Source organism: Inquilinus limosus MP06, assembly GCF_000767795.1.
Classification (GTDB): domain Bacteria; phylum Pseudomonadota; class Alphaproteobacteria; order DSM-16000; family Inquilinaceae; genus Inquilinus; species Inquilinus limosus_E.
In genome coordinates, this window is the sequence record NZ_JANX01000004.1 from 1 (window position 1) to 14,744 (window position 14,744).

Sequence of the window (14,744 nt, forward strand, 5' to 3'; positions counted from 1 at the left end):
GGTGGATCGCCAGGCCGTGCAGCGCCGGATCGACCGCGGCGTAGCTGAGATCGAACACCACCCGGCCCGATGGCTGCGACCGGGCGTGCAGCCCGTCGATGCGCTGGCCGTAGCCCAGGGCGGTGTCGAGCGCGCCGATCCGGCCCAGCGCGGCCAGGCCCGCCGGCTGCAGCATCAGGCCGGCACCGATCGGCCGCGGCTCCGGCACACGCTCCAGCAGCCGCACCCGGTGGCCGGCATCGCGCAGGAAGCAGGCGGCGGCCAGCCCGGCGGGACCGCAGCCGCAGATGGCGATCGACAGCGGTCCGGCCACGATCGGCTATTCGTTCTCGAGCGCCGCGCGGGCGGCCTGCAGCTTCTCGCTGATCCCCGGCTCGACCTTCGGGTAGGCGAGGTCCAGCCCGTCCATGGCGTCGACCACCGCGGCGGCCACGGCCAGGCGGGTGAACCACTTGTTGTCGGCGGGGATGACGTGCCAGGGCGCGTGCGGCGCGGCGGTCGCCCGGATCATCTCCTCATAGGCCTTCATGTAGTCGGGCCACAGCTGCCGCTCCGCCACGTCGGAGGGCTGGAATTTCCAGTGCTTCTCGGGCTCGTTCAACCGGTCGAGGAAGCGCTTCTTCTGCTCCTCGCGCGACACGTTCAGGAAGAACTTCAGGATCAGCGTGCCGTTGCGGGCCAGGTAGCGCTCGAAGGCACTGATGTCCTCGAACCGCTCCTTCCAGATCTTCTTGGTCACCAGCTTCGGCGGGATGCGCTGGTTGCCCAGCACGCCGGAATGGACCCGGACGACCAGCACCTCCTCGTAATAGGAGCGATTGAAGATGCCGATCCGCCCACGCTCCGGCAGGTGGCGGGTGGTGCGCCACATGAAGTCGTGGTCCAGCTCCCCCGCCGAGGGCTGCTTGAAGGCGGTGACCTGGCAGCCCTGCGGATTGATCCCGGACATCACATGCTTGATCGTGCTGTCCTTGCCGGCCGCGTCCATGGCCTGGAAGATCAGCAGCACCGACCAGTGGTCCTGGGCGTAGAGCTTGTCCTGCATCTCCGCCAGCCTGGCGACGCTGTCGGCCAGCGCCTCCTGCGCCACCACCTTGTCGTCCAGCCAGGCGGTGTCGCCCGGATCCCAGTCCTTCAGGCGGAAGCCCTCGCCATCCTCGATCCGATACCGCTTCGCCAGCTTTCCCAGCTTGACCATCTGTCCCCTCCCCGGTCGGTGCCCCCACGCGTCGATCAACCACGATCGATGCAGGAATTTCGCCGGTCTGGCAAATCGGAGATGATGCCGCAGCTTCCGGAACGAGGACCGCATGGCCCGGCATGTCTATTTCATCACCCATCCCGACGTGCTGATCGACCCGGCCGTGCCGGTGCCGAACTGGCCGCTGTCGCCGCGCGGCCGCGAGCGCATGCGGGCGGCCTTCCGGCTGCCGTGGATGGGCGGCGTGCGAGCGCTGTTCAGCAGCAACGAGCGGAAGGCGGTCGACGGCGCGGAGATCCTGGCCGAGGCGCTGAGCCTGCCGGCCACCAAGCTTGAGGATCTCGGCGAAAACGACCGTTCCTCAACAGGTTATCTGCCTAAGCTCGAGTTCGAAACGATGGCCGACGCCTTTTTTGCCCGGCCACAGGAGAGCGTGCGCGGCTGGGAGCGCGCGATCGACGCTCAGCGCCGCATCGTCGCGGCGATGGAGGAGGTGCTGCGCCGGGCGCCGGCGGAGGGCGACGTCGCGGTCGTCTCGCATGGTGGGGTCGGGGCGCTGTATCTCTGCCATCTGCAGGGACGCTCCATCGGCCGCGACGCCGACCAGCCGGTGACCAATGGCGGCAACTATTACGCCTTTACCGCCGAGGACCGCCGGCTGCTGCATGGATGGCGCGGCATCGATGGGGTGTGACCAGGCGCGACGGAACGCGAGATCCTTTCCGTGAAGTGTTCATGCCACCCAGGCATGACTTCGGCTGAAGGTCTCAAATGATTTCGAAGTTTACCCGCACCCTCCTGCTCGCGAGCGCCGTGATCGTCGCCGTGCCGGCGACCTTCGCCTCGGCGCAGGCCTATGACGGCCACCGGCATCATCGCGAGACGCTGCAGCACCGGCAGCGGGCGGCCTGCGGCCATATCCATTCCCACAAGGCGCGCAACAGCTGCGAGGCCCGCATCGCCCATGACTGGTATCGCGCCCGTCACCGCTGACCGATGATTCGAACGGCCCCTGCCGCCCACTCGGCAGGGGCCTGTTTGCTGCGGGCTGGCCCCGACCGCCGGCCGTTGTTGCCTTCCGGCCGCCCCGGTGCGATGACGCCGGAATGATCGCCACCCCGACCGATGATGAAATTCTGGCCCGCCTGCTGTACCGGGACGGGCTGATGCTGATCCTCGACAAGCCGGCCGGGCTGCCGGTGCATGCCGGGCCGAAGGGCGGCCCGGTGCTGGACCACCATCTCGACGCGCTGCGCTTCGGCCTGCCGCACCCGCCCGCCCTCGCCCATCGCCTGGACAAGGACACCAGCGGCTGCCTGGTGCTGGGCCGGCACCGCAAGGCCACGGCGACACTGGGCGAGCTGTTCGCCTCCGGCCGGGTAACGAAGACCTATTGGGCCGTGGTCGAGGGCGGCCCCGCCGCGGATGAGGGCCGCATCGACCTGCCGATGGCCAAACGGTCGGCGCAGCGCGGCTGGTGGATGAAGGTCGATCCCGCCGGCCAGCCGGCGCAGAGCGAATTCCGCGTGCTGGGCCGCGCCGATGGCCTGGCCTGGCTGGAGTTGCGCCCGCTGACCGGCCGCACCCACCAGCTGCGGCTGCACTGCTCCGCCTCCGGCTTCCCGATCCTGGGCGACGCGATCTACGGCACCGCCGGCCGTGGGCCGGAGGCGCCGTCGCTGCATCTGCATGCCCGTGCCGTGTCGGTGCCGCTCTACCCGAGGAAGCCGTCGGTCACCGCCGAGGCGCCGCCGCCACCTCATCTCGCCGAGACCCTGCGGCGATTCGATCCGAGGCCCGCCGGCTGAGTCGCCGCTGCGGTTGCGGCCGACACATCGGCGCCCGGCTCCGAGTCGCCCCGCACTCCGTCTCGCTTGCCGTCATGCCATGAGCCGCAGGCCGTCCATGGTCCACGACCCCGGCCGTCGGGCACAGACGGCGAAAGCTCCGCAAACCGGCCGCGACAGGATCCGCTGGGACACAACACATGGCGGCGAATACCCCTGGGAACCACAACCTGTTGCATATCCGGATCGAACCGGGTTCAATGGTCGAGAACCCCCGTGTTGACGGCCGGATCGCGCCCGGCTACGCCCCTGACCGTGACAACAGCAGCCCGCACCCGCCCCGCTATCCGCTTCCGTGGTCGTTCCTTCATGGCGCTCGTCCTGGCGCCGGAACCGCCGATCACGGACTGGCTCACCGAACTCGACGCCCAGATCCAGCGTTCGCCGGCCTTCTTCCAGGGCCGCCCTGTGGTGGTCGACCTGTCGGCCCTGCCGATGCGCAAGCAGGATCTGACGGCGCTGATCGAGGACCTGCAGCGGCGCGACATCCGCCTGATCGGGATCGAGGGCGCCGATCCGTCCTGGCTCGGCTCCGAGGCCTGGGGCCTGCCGCCGATGATGACCGGCAGCCGCCCCGCCGGGATGATCGAGGTGCCGGACGGGGCCGAGGCGGCGGCGCCGGCGGCCGAGTCGCGCCCCGCCGCCTCGCTGCTGCTGGACCGGCCGGTTCGCTCCGGCCAGTCGGTGATCTTCCCGGAAGGCGACGTGACGGTCGTCGGCTCGGTCGCCTCGGGTGCCGAGATCATCGCCGGCGGGTCGATCCATGTGTACGGCACGCTGCGCGGCCGGGCGATCGCGGGATCGACCGGCAATGGCCGGGCCCGCATCTTCTGCCGCAAGCTCGAGGCCGAGCTGCTGGCCATCGACGGTCTCTACAAGACCGCGGACGACATGGAGCCGAAGCTGCGCGGCAGGGCGGTGCAGGCTTGGCTCGACGGTGACGCCATGGTTCTGGCAGCCCTGGACTGAGGCATTAGAGGAGAGACGCGAATATGGCCAAGGTCTTGGTCGTGACATCCGGAAAGGGCGGGGTCGGCAAGACGACCTCCACCGCGGCGCTGGGCGCGGCCTTGGCCCAGAGCGGGCAGAACGTCGTCGTCGTCGATTTCGACGTCGGCCTGCGCAACCTCGACCTGGTGATGGGGTCCGAGCGCCGCGTGGTGTTCGACCTGATCAACGTGGTCCAGGGCGACGCCAAGCTGCCGCAGGCGCTGATCCGCGACAAGCGGGTGGACACCCTGTCGCTGCTGGCCGCGTCGCAGACCCGCGACAAGGACGCCCTGACCATGGAGGGCGTGTCCCGCGTCATCGGCGAGCTGAAGGAGAAGTTCGACTGGGTGATCTGCGACAGCCCGGCCGGCATCGAGAAGGGTGCGGTCCTGGCCATGCGCCACGCCGACATGGCGGTGGTGGTGACCAACCCCGAGGTCTCCTCCGTCCGTGACTCCGACCGCATCATCGGCCTGCTCGATTCGAAGACCGAGCGCGCCGAGAAGGGCGAGCGCGTCGAGAAGCACCTGCTGCTGACCCGCTACGACGCCGGCCGCGCCGAGCGCGGCGAGATGCTGAAGACCGAGGACGTGCTGGAGATCCTGTCGATCCCGCTGCTCGGCATCATCCCCGAGAGCGAGGAGGTGCTGCGGGCCTCGAACATGGGCGCACCGGTCACGCTGAACGCGCCGCAGAGCGCCCCGGCCCGGGCCTATTTCGACGCGGTCAAACGCCTGCGGGGCGAGACGGTCGAGATGTCGGTGCCCAGCGACAAGAAGGGCATCTTCGCCAAGCTGTTCGGCCGGAGGGTTGCATGAGCCTGTTCAGCTTCTTCACCAAGCGCAACTCCGCCCCGGTGGCGCGGGAGCGGCTGCAGATCCTGCTGGCCCATGAGCGGTCGGTGATCGGCGGACGCTCCGACCTGGTGGCGACGCTGCAGGAGGAGATCCTGGCGGTGATCGCCAAGCACATCGCGGTCGACCGCGAGAAGGTGCAGGTCAAGCTCGACCGCGGCGATTCCGTGTCGACTCTCGAAGTCGACATCGAGATCCCGACCCCCTCGGGCCCGGCCCGGATCGCGGCGCGGGGCTGAGCGCCGCCGGTCTCACCCAGAAGGGGCAATGCGGAAGGCCCCGGTGAGACACCGCTCCGGCCACGGCTCAGCCGATCCGGCCGGTTTCCCTCCCACGCAGCCGCGACGGCGCGCATCAGCCCTTCACTGCTTCGATGGTGAGGCTGAGCGGCAGGCTCGGCCGGTCCGTCGGCATCCGCCACAGACCGTCAGACCCCTGCACCAGGCAGGGCCACATCTGCCAGGCCGCGGCGTCATGCTCGCGCAAGGCCGTCAGCCGCAGTCCGGCCGCCGTCAGCGCACCGATGATGGCGCCGAGCGGATGGCTCCATTCCACCGAGCGGGTGTGGGTGAAGACGGCGTCGCGGTCGGCGTAGCTGCCCTGCGCATCCGATTCGACCGGCGCGCCGCCGAAATAGCCATAGGTCGGGACGATCGGCGCCGTCGGGCCGGCCTGGTCCAGCGCCCGGGTCATCGGGTGGTCGTCGAGGAAGTAGAGCCGCCCGCCCGGCTTCAGCAGCGCCGCCACCGCCTGGGCCCACCGCACGATGTCGGGCAGCCAGATGATCGTGCCCCAGCTGGTGAAGACGAGGTCGTAGAGGCCCTCGCCGAGCAGGCGCGGCGCCTCGAGGACGTCGCCTTCGACGAAGGTGGCGCTGCTGCCGGTCTCGGCCGCCAGCATCCGCGCCGCGGCGATGGCGTCGGCGGCGAAATCGAGGCCGGTGACCTGGGCGCCGCGGCGGGCGAGATACATCGTGTCCATGCCGAAATGGCATTGCAGATGGGCGACGCGCAGGCCGGCGATGTCGCCGATCTCCGCCGCCTCGATCGGCCCCAGATCGGTCTCGCCGCGGCGGAAGCCGTCGACATTGTAGAAGGCCGAGCGGAGATGCGTCGCCACCCGCTCGTTCCATAGGGCCCGGTTGAGTGCTACGCCCTCATGCATCGGTTCCTCCCCTTCCCGATCCTCTGCGGGGCGGTTTCTACCAGACGGTGCAGCGGGCGGACAGGCCGGGGTCACACGCCAGGGCCGCCCTTCTCCCGGACCGGCGCCTGGAAGCACAGGCCATATCCGTCCGGGTCGCGGAGATGGAGCTGCCGCATGCCGTAAGGGGTCTCGGCCGGCGGCTCCAGCCCCGGCAGCCTCGACCGGAGGTCCCGGTGAACGGCATCGACATCATCGACGCCGATGTAGAGGCAGGTATCGCCGTGCCAGCGCTGCCGGGCCGCGATCCGCGCGGCCGGGCGCTGCCCGTCGTCATAGGCGGTGTTCAGCATCAGCTGGGCCGGCCCGAGCGCCAGCCACACCCAATGCGAGAACCGCCCCTCCGGCGCCTCCACCACGGGCGAGGCGTCGATGATCGCGAAGCCCAGCACCTCCCGGTAGAAGGCCAGCGACTGCGGCATGTCGTGAACCTGCAGCAGCGGCGTCATGCCCCTTGCGGTGATGGCCATCCCCCGCCCCTCCTCCCTCAGCACGGCAGCGACAATGTATCTTGCCGCGGCGGAGCCGATGCGGAAACGGGCAGCATCCGAGCGCCGGAAGCCATGGCCGATCACGGGTCAGTCCGCCACGCGGCGCGCCGGCATCGCCGACATGCCGTCGACGGCGCGGAGCATGCCGGCATAGAGCATCCGGGTCGTCCGAGCCGAGGTCAGGATCGCATCGATCTCCGCCGGGTCATCGAGCGAAGGCAGCGCCGCCGCGAGCGTCCGCACATGGCCCTCCCGCGCCTCGACCCGGTTGCGCAGGAAACCGAGCGCCCGGCGGATGCCGGCGATCCGCGCCGTGCGCTGCAGCCCGTCCACCGCCGTCCCCGCGCAGGTGGCGGCGAGATATTCGAGCAGATAGGCGACGCCCAGGAAGCCGGCAGGATGGTCGCTGCGGCCGAGGAACCGGAACCAGGCGATCCAGGCCTGGGTCGGCGGCGCCGGCATCGAGGTCGCAACGTCGGCCCGGCTGAAGCCCAGCGCCTCGAGATCGTCCAGCACCCGCAGGTCCAGACCCGCCACCTCCCGCGCCTTCTCCTGCAGCAGCAGCGCCAGCGGCATGTGCCGGCCGTGATCCAGCATCCGCTCCGCCGCCAGGGCCAGCGTCGGCTGCAGCGCGTGCTGGTAGTGATAGGCCTCGCGCAACATGTTGGCATAGGTCGCGATCCCGGCCGACCCATCGAGCAGGCTGCGGGCGCTGCGGGTCTGCCGCACCGCCGCGACCATGGCCACAGCTTCGGCGTGAAGCGCTTCGAGGAATGCCGCGCCCATCGTCCTCACCACCACTTTTGAGATACGAACAAACCATAAACACTATTTTATATTCGAAGCAATACCATTTTTGGTGGCACGACCCACAACCCTCACCCTTTGCCACTACGCTTGCCCCGCGGACCGCGCAACGATACGAATGCCGCCCATCAGCGCCTTCGGCGCTCCAAGTTCTCCGGAGTTGTGTTTCATGGAGCTGCACGATCTCATCCGCAGCCTCGGGCTCGATCCCGACGCCCTGACCGGCGGCACGCTGGTCGTCCGGTCGCCGGTCGACGGCACCGAGATCGCCCGCCTGCACGAGAATACCGAGGCCGATGCCGCCGTCGCGATCGAGCGCGCGTCCAACGCCTTCCTCAACTGGCGCACCGTGCCCGGCCCGCGCCGCGGCGAGCTGGTGCGCCTGTTCGGCGAGGAGCTGCGCGCCCACAAGGCCGAGCTGGGGCGGCTGGTCTCGATCGAGGCCGGCAAGATCCTGCAGGAAGGCCTGGGCGAGGTGCAGGAGATGATCGACATCTGCGACTTCGCGGTCGGTCTCTCGCGCCAGCTCTACGGCCTGACTATCGCCTCGGAGCGCCCCGGCCACCGCATGGCCGAGACCTGGCACCCGCTGGGCCCCGTCGGCGTCATCTCCGCCTTCAACTTCCCGGTCGCCGTGTGGTCCTGGAACGCGGCGCTGGCTTTCGTCTGCGGCGACCCGGTGATCTGGAAGCCGTCGGAGAAGACGCCGGTCACGGCGCTGGCAACGATGGCGATCTTCCGCAAGGCGGCCGAGCGCTTCGGCGGCGTGCCGGACGGCCTGGCCGAGATCCTGATCGGCGGGCGCGCCATCGGCGAGGCGCTGGTCGACAGCCCGAAGGTGCCGCTGATCTCGGCCACCGGGTCGACCCGGATGGGCCGCGAGGTCGGGCCGCGCGTCGCCCAGCGCCTCGGCCGCTCGCTGCTGGAGCTCGGCGGCAACAACGCCATGATCGTCTGCCCGTCGGCCGATCTCGACATGGCTGTGCGCGCCATCCTGTTCGGCGCGGTCGGCACCGCCGGCCAGCGCTGCACCACGCTGCGCCGCCTGTTCGTGCATGAGAGCGTCTACGACAAGCTGGTCCCGGCGCTGAAGCAGGCCTATGGCGCCGTGCGCATCGGCAGCCCGCTGGAGCAGGGCACGCTGGTCGGGCCGCTGATCGACCAGGCGTCGTTCGACGGCATGCAGAAGGCGCTGGCCGCCGCGCGCGACCAGGGCGGCACCGTCACCGGCGGCGAGCAGGTGACCTCGGACGTGCCGCAGGGCGGCTTCTATGTCCGCCCGGCGATCGCCGAGATGCCGGCGCAGAGCGACATCGTCAAGCACGAGACCTTCGCGCCGATCCTCTACGTCATGAAGTACCGGGAGTTCGGCCAGGCGCTGATGCAGCACAACGACGTGCCGCAGGGCCTGTCCTCCTGCATCTTCACCACCGATATGCGCGAGGCCGAGACCTTCCTGTCGGCGGCGGGCAGCGACTGCGGTATCGCCAATGTCAACATCGGCACCTCGGGCGCCGAGATCGGCGGCGCCTTCGGCGGCGAGAAGGAGACGGGCGGCGGGCGCGAGAGCGGCTCCGACGCCTGGAAGGCCTATATGCGCCGGCAGACCGCGACGGTGAACTACAGCCGCGAGCTGCCGCTGGCCCAGGGCATCGTCTTCGACCTCGGCTGAGGCTTCGCTCTCGGATCAACACTGAAAGCAGGCCAATCCCTGGTTGTCATTGCCGGGCTTGACCCGGCAATCCAGAAGGTCTCGACGCTCTCTGGATGCCCGGGTCAAGCCCGGGCATGACAATGGTGGGTTCAGCTGTTGTTCCAGACGTCCTATGCCGGTCTTAAAAATCCGACAAAAGGCAGGCGGGCGGCGGTTCCTTGACGGGTCCCCGGCCGCCTGCGCTAATGCGCAGCAGACGCCCGGCGACGTCAGCCGGGGAGACAAACACGGGGGGTTCCTCATGCATATCAGCCGTTTGGCACTGGTTGCGGGCGCGGCGCTGGCGCTGCTGTCCTCGGCGGCCGTCGCCGCCGACAAGGTGACCGTCGCGGTCACCCAGATCGTCGAGCATCCGGCGCTGGACGCCGCCCGCGACGGCGTCAAGAAGGCGCTGGAGGAAGCCGGCTACAAGGATGGCGACAACCTCGTCTTCCAGTGGGAATCGGCGCAGGGCAACCCGGCCACCGCCGCCCAGATCGCCCAGAAGTTCATCGGCGAGAACCCGAATGTGATCGTGCCGATCGCCACCCCCTCGGCCCAGGCCGTGGTCGCGGCGACCCAGGACATCCCGGTCGTCTTCACCGCCGTCACCGACCCGGCGGGCGCACAGCTGGTCAAGAACCTCGACCATCCGGGCGGCAACGTCACCGGCATCTCCGACCTGTCGCCGCTGGCCGACCACCTGAACCTGATCAAGGAGATCGTGCCGAAGGTGAAAACCATCGGCGTGCCTTACAATCCGGGCGAGGCCAACGCGGCGGCGCTGATCGCGGCGCTGCAAGAGATGGCGCCGGAGTGGAAGGTCGACATTGTCACCGCCGCGGCGGCGAAGTCGGCCGATGTCCAGGGCGCGGCGCAGAGCCTGGTTGGCAAGGTCGACGTGATCTACGTCCCGACCGACAACACCGTCGTCTCGGCGCTCGAGGCGGTGGTCCAGGTCGGCACCGAGAACAAGATCCCGGTCTTCTCCGGCGATACCGACAGCGTCTCCCGCGGCGCCATTGCCTCGGTCGGCTTCGATTATTTCGAGGTCGGCCGCCAGACCGGCGCGGTCGTGGCCCGCATCCTGAAGGGCGAGAAGCCGGGCGACATCGCGGTCAAGAACGCCAGCGGCACCGACCTGTTCGTGAACACCAAATCGGCCGCGGCGATGGGTGTCACCATCCCCGAGGCGGTGCTGAGCCGCGCCAAGAAGGTGATCAAGTAAGCGTCCCGAACCCCCTCTCCCGTCCTCGGGAGAGGGGGTTTCCGCTTCTCCGCCCCGATCGGGCCGTCCGGACATGACAGATCCGGCCGCAGCCCGTATACCGGGGCCTTCTCGTGTTCGCGGCCTCCGGCCGCCCCGCAGGATGTGTTGATGAGTCTGATCGCCTTTCTCGGCGCGATCGAAATCGGGCTGATCTTTGCCCTTGTCGCGCTCGGGGTGTTCCTGTCCTTCCGGGTCCTGAACTTTCCCGATCTGACCGTCGACGGCAGCTTCCCGCTCGGCGCCGCCACCACCGCCACCCTGATCGTCGCCGGCCTGGACCCGGTGCTGGCGACCCTGGTCGGGGTCGCGGCGGGTGCCCTGGCCGGTCTCGTCACCGCCTGGCTCAACGTCCGCTTCGGCATCCTGCACCTGCTGGCCAGCATCCTGACCATGATCGCGCTGTTCTCGATCAACCTGCGGATCATGGGCAAGCCGAACGTCGCCCTGATCAACCAGGACACGGTGATCAACCTGTTCACCTGGCTGACCCCGGCGATCGAGAGCACCGGCCTGCCGGCGCGGGCGACGCTGAAGGTGGTGGTGCTGGCGATCATCGTCGTGATCGTCGGGCTGGCCCTCGGCCGCTTCCTGACCTCGGAGTTCGGCCTGGCCATGCGCGCCACCGGCGCCAATGCGCGAATGGCGCGGGCGCAGGGCATCTCGACCAAGCTGCACATCTATGTCGGCATGGCGCTGTCGAACGCGCTGGTGGCGCTGGCCGGCGCCCTCTTCGCCCAGACCGCCGGCTTCGCCGACGTGACCGTCGGCACCGGCACCATCGTGGTCGGCCTCGCCGCCGTGATCCTCGGCGAGACCATGATCCGCACCCGCAGGATCGTGGTCATGCTCGCCGCCTGCGTGCTGGGCGCCGTGATCTACCGCATCGTCATCGCCCTGGCGCTGAACACCAACTGGCTCGGGCTGCAATCCTCCGACCTCAACCTGGTGACCGCGCTGCTGGTCGGCATCGCCCTGATGTTGCCGGGCATGCGCAACCCCCTGAAATCCCTGTTCCGGCGGAGCGCCTGAGATGATCTCGGTCCAGGACGCCCATGTCACCTTCGGCCGCGGCACGCCGCTGGAGAACAAGGCCCTGCGCGGCCTCACCCTGTCCATTCCGGTCGGGGAATTCGTCACCGTCATCGGCTCGAACGGCGCCGGCAAGTCGACCCTGCTGAACGTGCTGAGCGGCGACGCCAGCCCCGAGCGCGGCCGGGTCGAGATCGACGGCACCGACGTCACCCGCTGGCCGTCGCCCAAGCGCGCCGGCCTGGTCGCCCGCGTGTTCCAGGACCCGATGGCCGGCACCTGCGAGGGGCTGTCGATCGAGGAGAACATGGCGCTGGCCTATGCCCGTGGCCGGTCGCGCGGCTTCGCCCCGTCGATCGACGGGCCGCGCCGCGCCGTGTTCCGCGACAAGCTGGCGGTGCTGGGGCTGGGGCTGGAGAACCGGCTGGGCGATTCGATGGGTCTGCTGTCCGGCGGCCAGCGCCAGGCGGTCAGCCTGCTGATGGCGACGCTGACCGGCATGAAGATCCTGCTGCTGGACGAGCACACCGCCGCGCTCGACCCCCGCACCGCGGATTTCGTGCTGCAGCTGACCTGTCGGATCATCGAGGAACAGAAGCTGACGGCGCTGATGGTCACCCATTCGATGCGCCATGCCCTCGACCACGGCACCCGCACGGTGATGCTGCATGAGGGCCAGGTGGCCTTCGACGTCGCCGGCGACGCGCGCAAGGGGCTGGACGTCCCCGACCTGCTGAAGTTGTTCAGCAAGGTCCGCGGCGAGCAGCTGGATGACGACAGCCTGCTGCTGGCCTGAGCGGCCTCCGAAGCCGGCTACTTGCCCTCGGCGTCCAGCGGCCGGCCCCAGAGCAGGCGGCGGATCAGCGGCAGGAGCGCGGCGATGCCGAGCCCCAGCCCCGGCCACTGCACCCAGAGGTCGCGGGGATTGGTCATCAGGTTGATGACCAGCAGCACGGCGACCACGACCAGCGCGCCCAGGAGGCGGCGGCGCAGCTGGTCGAAGACCCCATGCCCGGATCTCGGTACCGGGGCAGGCGCCATCGCCTCCACGCGATGGGCGTCCGGCCCGACGCGCAGGGCATAGACCCGCACCGGGTCGGCCATGTTCTTCATCGCCTGGGGGCCGAGATCGGCAAAGCCGATCTCGATCCGGCCGCGCACCTGGTCGTAGACGGCGCCGGAGAGGCAGATGCCGCCGGGCTGGGCCAGCGCCTGCAGCCGGGCCGCGACATTGACGCCGTCGCCCAACAGGTCGCCGCCATTGACCACCACATCGCCCAGATTGACGCCGATGCGCAGCCGCATGCGGTCGTCCTCGGGCTGGTCCGAGGCCCAGACGCCGAGCCGGTCCTGGGCCGAGATCGCGGCCTGCACCGCGGCCAGCGCGCTGGGGAACTCCGCCAGCAGCCCGTCGCCGGCGAGATTGAAGACGCGCCCGCCCTGCCCCTCCGTCACCGTCCGCAGGATGTCGCGGGCCTGGTCCAACCGCGCCAGCGTGCCGGTCTCGTCACGCCCGACCAGCCGCGAATAGCCGACGACATCGGCGCAGAGGATGGCGGTCAGGCGGCGTTCCGGCTGGGACATGGGTCTCTCGCGGCGAGTCAGGGGCGGATCATACAGCACCACGGGCCACGCCGCGAGCCCTCCATGAACATTTCATGAACATAAACCTATGCCGAGAACCTGCCGAGCCGTCACGAATTCTGTAATCGTCACTCCACAAATCGCTTGACCGACGGCACGGCCCTTGACAGAAATTCTGTATCAAAGATTACAAAACAGGACTCACCGATGGATCTCCAGGCGGATATCCGCAGTATCGCAACCCGCACCGGCAAGGTGGCGATCCCGGCCGGGCTGCAGGCCGATGTCGACCAGTTCCACTACGCGCCGGCGCGCCGGGCCGGGGACTTCGTCTTCCTGTCGGGGATCGTCGCCTGCAGCCGGCAGCCGCACCCCCTGGACGCGGAGGGCTTTCGCACGGAGCTGCGCCGCGTCTTCCGGCAGATCGAAGAACTGCTGCATGCCTGCGACGCGCGGCTCGAGGACGTGGTGGAGCTGCAGATGTTCCATGTGCTCGGCAGCGACCGGCTGGCCTTGGACAAGGCCGGACAGCTGGCGGCGATCGCGGCGGTGCGGGACGAGTTCTTCCCGGCCCCTTATCCCGCCGCGGTTGAGCTGGCGGTGGCGGAGCTGAACCCGGAGGGCGGGCTGGTCGAGATCAGGGCGACCGCCTTCGCGCCGCTGACGGCACAAAGCGGCCTTTAGAGCAGGATGAATCGAGATCCGGTCACAGCGGGATCCGGCAGGATGCCGAACGTCTTTCGCGTTGCCTCTCCCGCAAGCGGGAGAGGCAACGCGTCAGCGCCTTATTGCGACCGGGCGAGCTGACGCAATCTCATCCTGCTCTAACGGTCAGCCGGTCTCGCCCTGCCGCCACAGCCAGGCGGCGCCGCGGACGCCGCTGCTGTCGCCGTGCTTCGCCTTCAGGATCGGCGTGGCGCATTCCCGGCCGAACACGATCGGCGGCAGGCGCTTCGGCACTTCGTCATAGAGGCGGGCGACATTCGACATGCCGCCGCCCAGCACGATGGCGTCGGGGTCGAGCAGGTTGATGACGTGCGCCAGGCCGCGGGTCAGCCGGCTGATGTAGCGCTCCACCGTGGCCGCGGAGTCCGGGTCGCCGGCCTCGGCCCGCTTCACCACCTCATGGGTAGAGATCTCCTGGCCGGTCACCCGGATATGGTCCTTGCCGAAGCCGGTGCCGGAGATCCAGGTCTCCAGGCAGCCCTGCTTGCCGCAATAGCAGTCCGGGCCCGGCAGCTCGTCCGGCGTGGCCCAGGGCAGCTGGTTATGGCCCCATTCGCCGCCCAGGCCGTTGCCGCCGCGATGGGCGCGGCCGTTGACGGCGATGCCGGCGCCGGTACCGGTGCCGATGATGACGGCGAAGACCACGCCCTTGCCGGCCGCGGCGCCGTCGGTCGCCTCGGACACCGCCAGGCAGTTGGCGTCGTTCTCGCAGCGTACCTCGCGGCCCATGGCGGCGCTGAGATCCTTGTCGAAGGGCTTGCCGATCAGCCAGGTGGAGTTGGCGTTCTTGACCAAGCCGGTCTGCGGCGACAGCACGCCGGGCATGCCGACGCCGACCGTGCCGCGCTCGCCAACGGCGGACTCGACCGCGCCGACGAGGTCGCGGATCGCCTGGACCGTGCCTTCATAGTGGCGCGGCGTCGGGATGCGCTGGCGATGCAGCTCCGTCCCGGCATCGTCCAAGGCGATCGCCTCGATCTTCGTGCCCCCGAGATCGATGCCGATCCGCATAGCCGCCTCCGCCCGTCTTCAGGCCCCCGAGGGCCGTC

General features: G+C 69.4%; 18 protein-coding genes. 11 read left to right on the forward strand and 7 right to left on the reverse strand.

Features of this window, described 5'->3' with window-relative positions; genetic code table 11:
- Together P409_RS01235 and P409_RS01240 are read right to left on the reverse strand one after the other, a co-directional pair.
- On the reverse strand, positions 1-313 hold a 313-nt coding region (locus P409_RS01235; protein ID WP_034830995.1), incomplete at its 3' end, for an FAD-dependent oxidoreductase.
- 6 nt (positions 314-319) lie between these two features.
- Positions 320-1,198 carry a polyphosphate kinase 2 family protein gene (locus P409_RS01240; RefSeq protein WP_034830996.1) on the reverse strand — a complete coding sequence of 293 codons (879 nt, stop codon included), beginning with the start codon at positions 1,196-1,198 and terminating at the stop codon, positions 320-322.
- 112 nt (positions 1,199-1,310) lie between these two features.
- On the opposite strand from P409_RS01240, the gene P409_RS01245 reads away from it, so the two are divergent.
- The 6 genes from P409_RS01245 to minE all read left to right on the forward strand — a co-directional run bounded on the left by P409_RS01245 (position 1,311) and on the right by minE (position 5,131).
- Positions 1,311-1,895, forward strand: coding sequence for a histidine phosphatase family protein (locus P409_RS01245; protein ID WP_034830997.1), 585 nt, complete (start codon positions 1,311-1,313; stop codon positions 1,893-1,895).
- A gap of 77 nt (positions 1,896-1,972) precedes the next feature.
- Positions 1,973-2,194: a hypothetical protein gene (locus tag P409_RS01250; RefSeq protein WP_034830998.1), complete on the forward strand. Its 222-nt coding sequence runs from the start codon at positions 1,973-1,975 to the stop codon at positions 2,192-2,194.
- 113 nt (positions 2,195-2,307) lie between these two features.
- Positions 2,308-3,009 (forward strand): RluA family pseudouridine synthase, encoded by a 702-nt coding sequence (locus P409_RS01255; protein WP_034830999.1) that lies wholly within the window; start codon positions 2,308-2,310, stop codon positions 3,007-3,009.
- A 294-nt stretch (positions 3,010-3,303) separates the two neighbouring features.
- Positions 3,304-4,017 (forward strand): septum site-determining protein MinC, encoded by a 714-nt coding sequence (gene minC / locus P409_RS01260; protein ID WP_034831003.1) that lies wholly within the window; start codon positions 3,304-3,306, stop codon positions 4,015-4,017.
- A gap of 23 nt (positions 4,018-4,040) precedes the next feature.
- Entirely contained in the window at positions 4,041-4,856 is an 816-nt protein-coding gene (gene minD, locus P409_RS01265; RefSeq protein ID WP_034831004.1) for a septum site-determining protein MinD, read from the forward strand.
- Positions 4,853-5,131 (forward strand): cell division topological specificity factor MinE, encoded by a 279-nt coding sequence (gene minE / locus P409_RS01270; protein WP_034831005.1) that lies wholly within the window; start codon positions 4,853-4,855, stop codon positions 5,129-5,131. Before minD ends, minE begins: the two co-directional genes overlap by 4 nt.
- 115 nt (positions 5,132-5,246) lie before the next feature.
- Here minE and P409_RS01275 read toward each other — a convergent pair whose 3' ends face one another.
- From P409_RS01275 to P409_RS01285, 3 genes are all read right to left on the reverse strand, one after another.
- A complete protein-coding gene (locus tag P409_RS01275; RefSeq protein ID WP_034831007.1) occupies positions 5,247-6,056 on the reverse strand; it encodes a class I SAM-dependent methyltransferase in 810 nt (269 codons plus the stop codon).
- 71 nt (positions 6,057-6,127) lie between these two features.
- A complete protein-coding gene (locus P409_RS01280) occupies positions 6,128-6,565 on the reverse strand; it encodes a VOC family protein (RefSeq protein WP_034831009.1) in 438 nt (145 codons plus the stop codon).
- 108 nt (positions 6,566-6,673) lie between these two features.
- Positions 6,674-7,372 carry an iron-containing redox enzyme family protein gene (locus P409_RS01285; RefSeq protein ID WP_081991098.1) on the reverse strand — a complete coding sequence of 233 codons (699 nt, stop codon included), beginning with the start codon at positions 7,370-7,372 and terminating at the stop codon, positions 6,674-6,676.
- 190 nt (positions 7,373-7,562) lie between these two features.
- On the opposite strand from P409_RS01285, the gene amaB reads away from it, so the two are divergent.
- From amaB to P409_RS01305, 4 genes are all read left to right on the forward strand, one after another.
- Positions 7,563-9,065 carry an L-piperidine-6-carboxylate dehydrogenase gene (amaB, locus tag P409_RS01290; protein ID WP_034831011.1) on the forward strand — a complete coding sequence of 501 codons (1,503 nt, stop codon included), beginning with the start codon at positions 7,563-7,565 and terminating at the stop codon, positions 9,063-9,065.
- Between the two features lie 283 nt (positions 9,066-9,348).
- On the forward strand, positions 9,349-10,314 hold the full coding sequence (locus P409_RS01295; protein ID WP_034831013.1) for an ABC transporter substrate-binding protein: 966 nt from the start codon (positions 9,349-9,351) through the stop codon (positions 10,312-10,314).
- A 150-nt stretch (positions 10,315-10,464) separates the two neighbouring features.
- On the forward strand, positions 10,465-11,385 hold the full coding sequence (locus P409_RS01300; protein ID WP_034831016.1) for an ABC transporter permease: 921 nt from the start codon (positions 10,465-10,467) through the stop codon (positions 11,383-11,385).
- 1 nt (position 11,386) lies between these two features.
- Positions 11,387-12,181, forward strand: a complete 795-nt coding sequence (locus tag P409_RS01305) for an ABC transporter ATP-binding protein (RefSeq protein WP_034831017.1) — start codon at positions 11,387-11,389, stop codon at positions 12,179-12,181.
- 17 nt (positions 12,182-12,198) lie between these two features.
- Here P409_RS01305 and P409_RS01310 read toward each other — a convergent pair whose 3' ends face one another.
- Complete coding sequence (locus tag P409_RS01310) at positions 12,199-12,969, reverse strand: adenylate/guanylate cyclase domain-containing protein (protein WP_052119886.1); 771 nt, start codon at positions 12,967-12,969, stop codon at positions 12,199-12,201.
- 207 nt (positions 12,970-13,176) lie between these two features.
- Between P409_RS01310 and P409_RS01315 the strand changes: the two genes are divergently transcribed.
- The gene (locus P409_RS01315) at positions 13,177-13,653 is read left to right on the forward strand and encodes a Rid family hydrolase (RefSeq protein ID WP_034831020.1); all 477 of its coding nucleotides are present in this window, start codon (positions 13,177-13,179) and stop codon (positions 13,651-13,653) included.
- A 147-nt stretch (positions 13,654-13,800) separates the two neighbouring features.
- Here P409_RS01315 and mak read toward each other — a convergent pair whose 3' ends face one another.
- A complete protein-coding gene (mak, locus tag P409_RS01320) occupies positions 13,801-14,706 on the reverse strand; it encodes a fructokinase (protein ID WP_034831022.1) in 906 nt (301 codons plus the stop codon).
- Positions 14,707-14,744 lie beyond the last annotated feature (38 nt).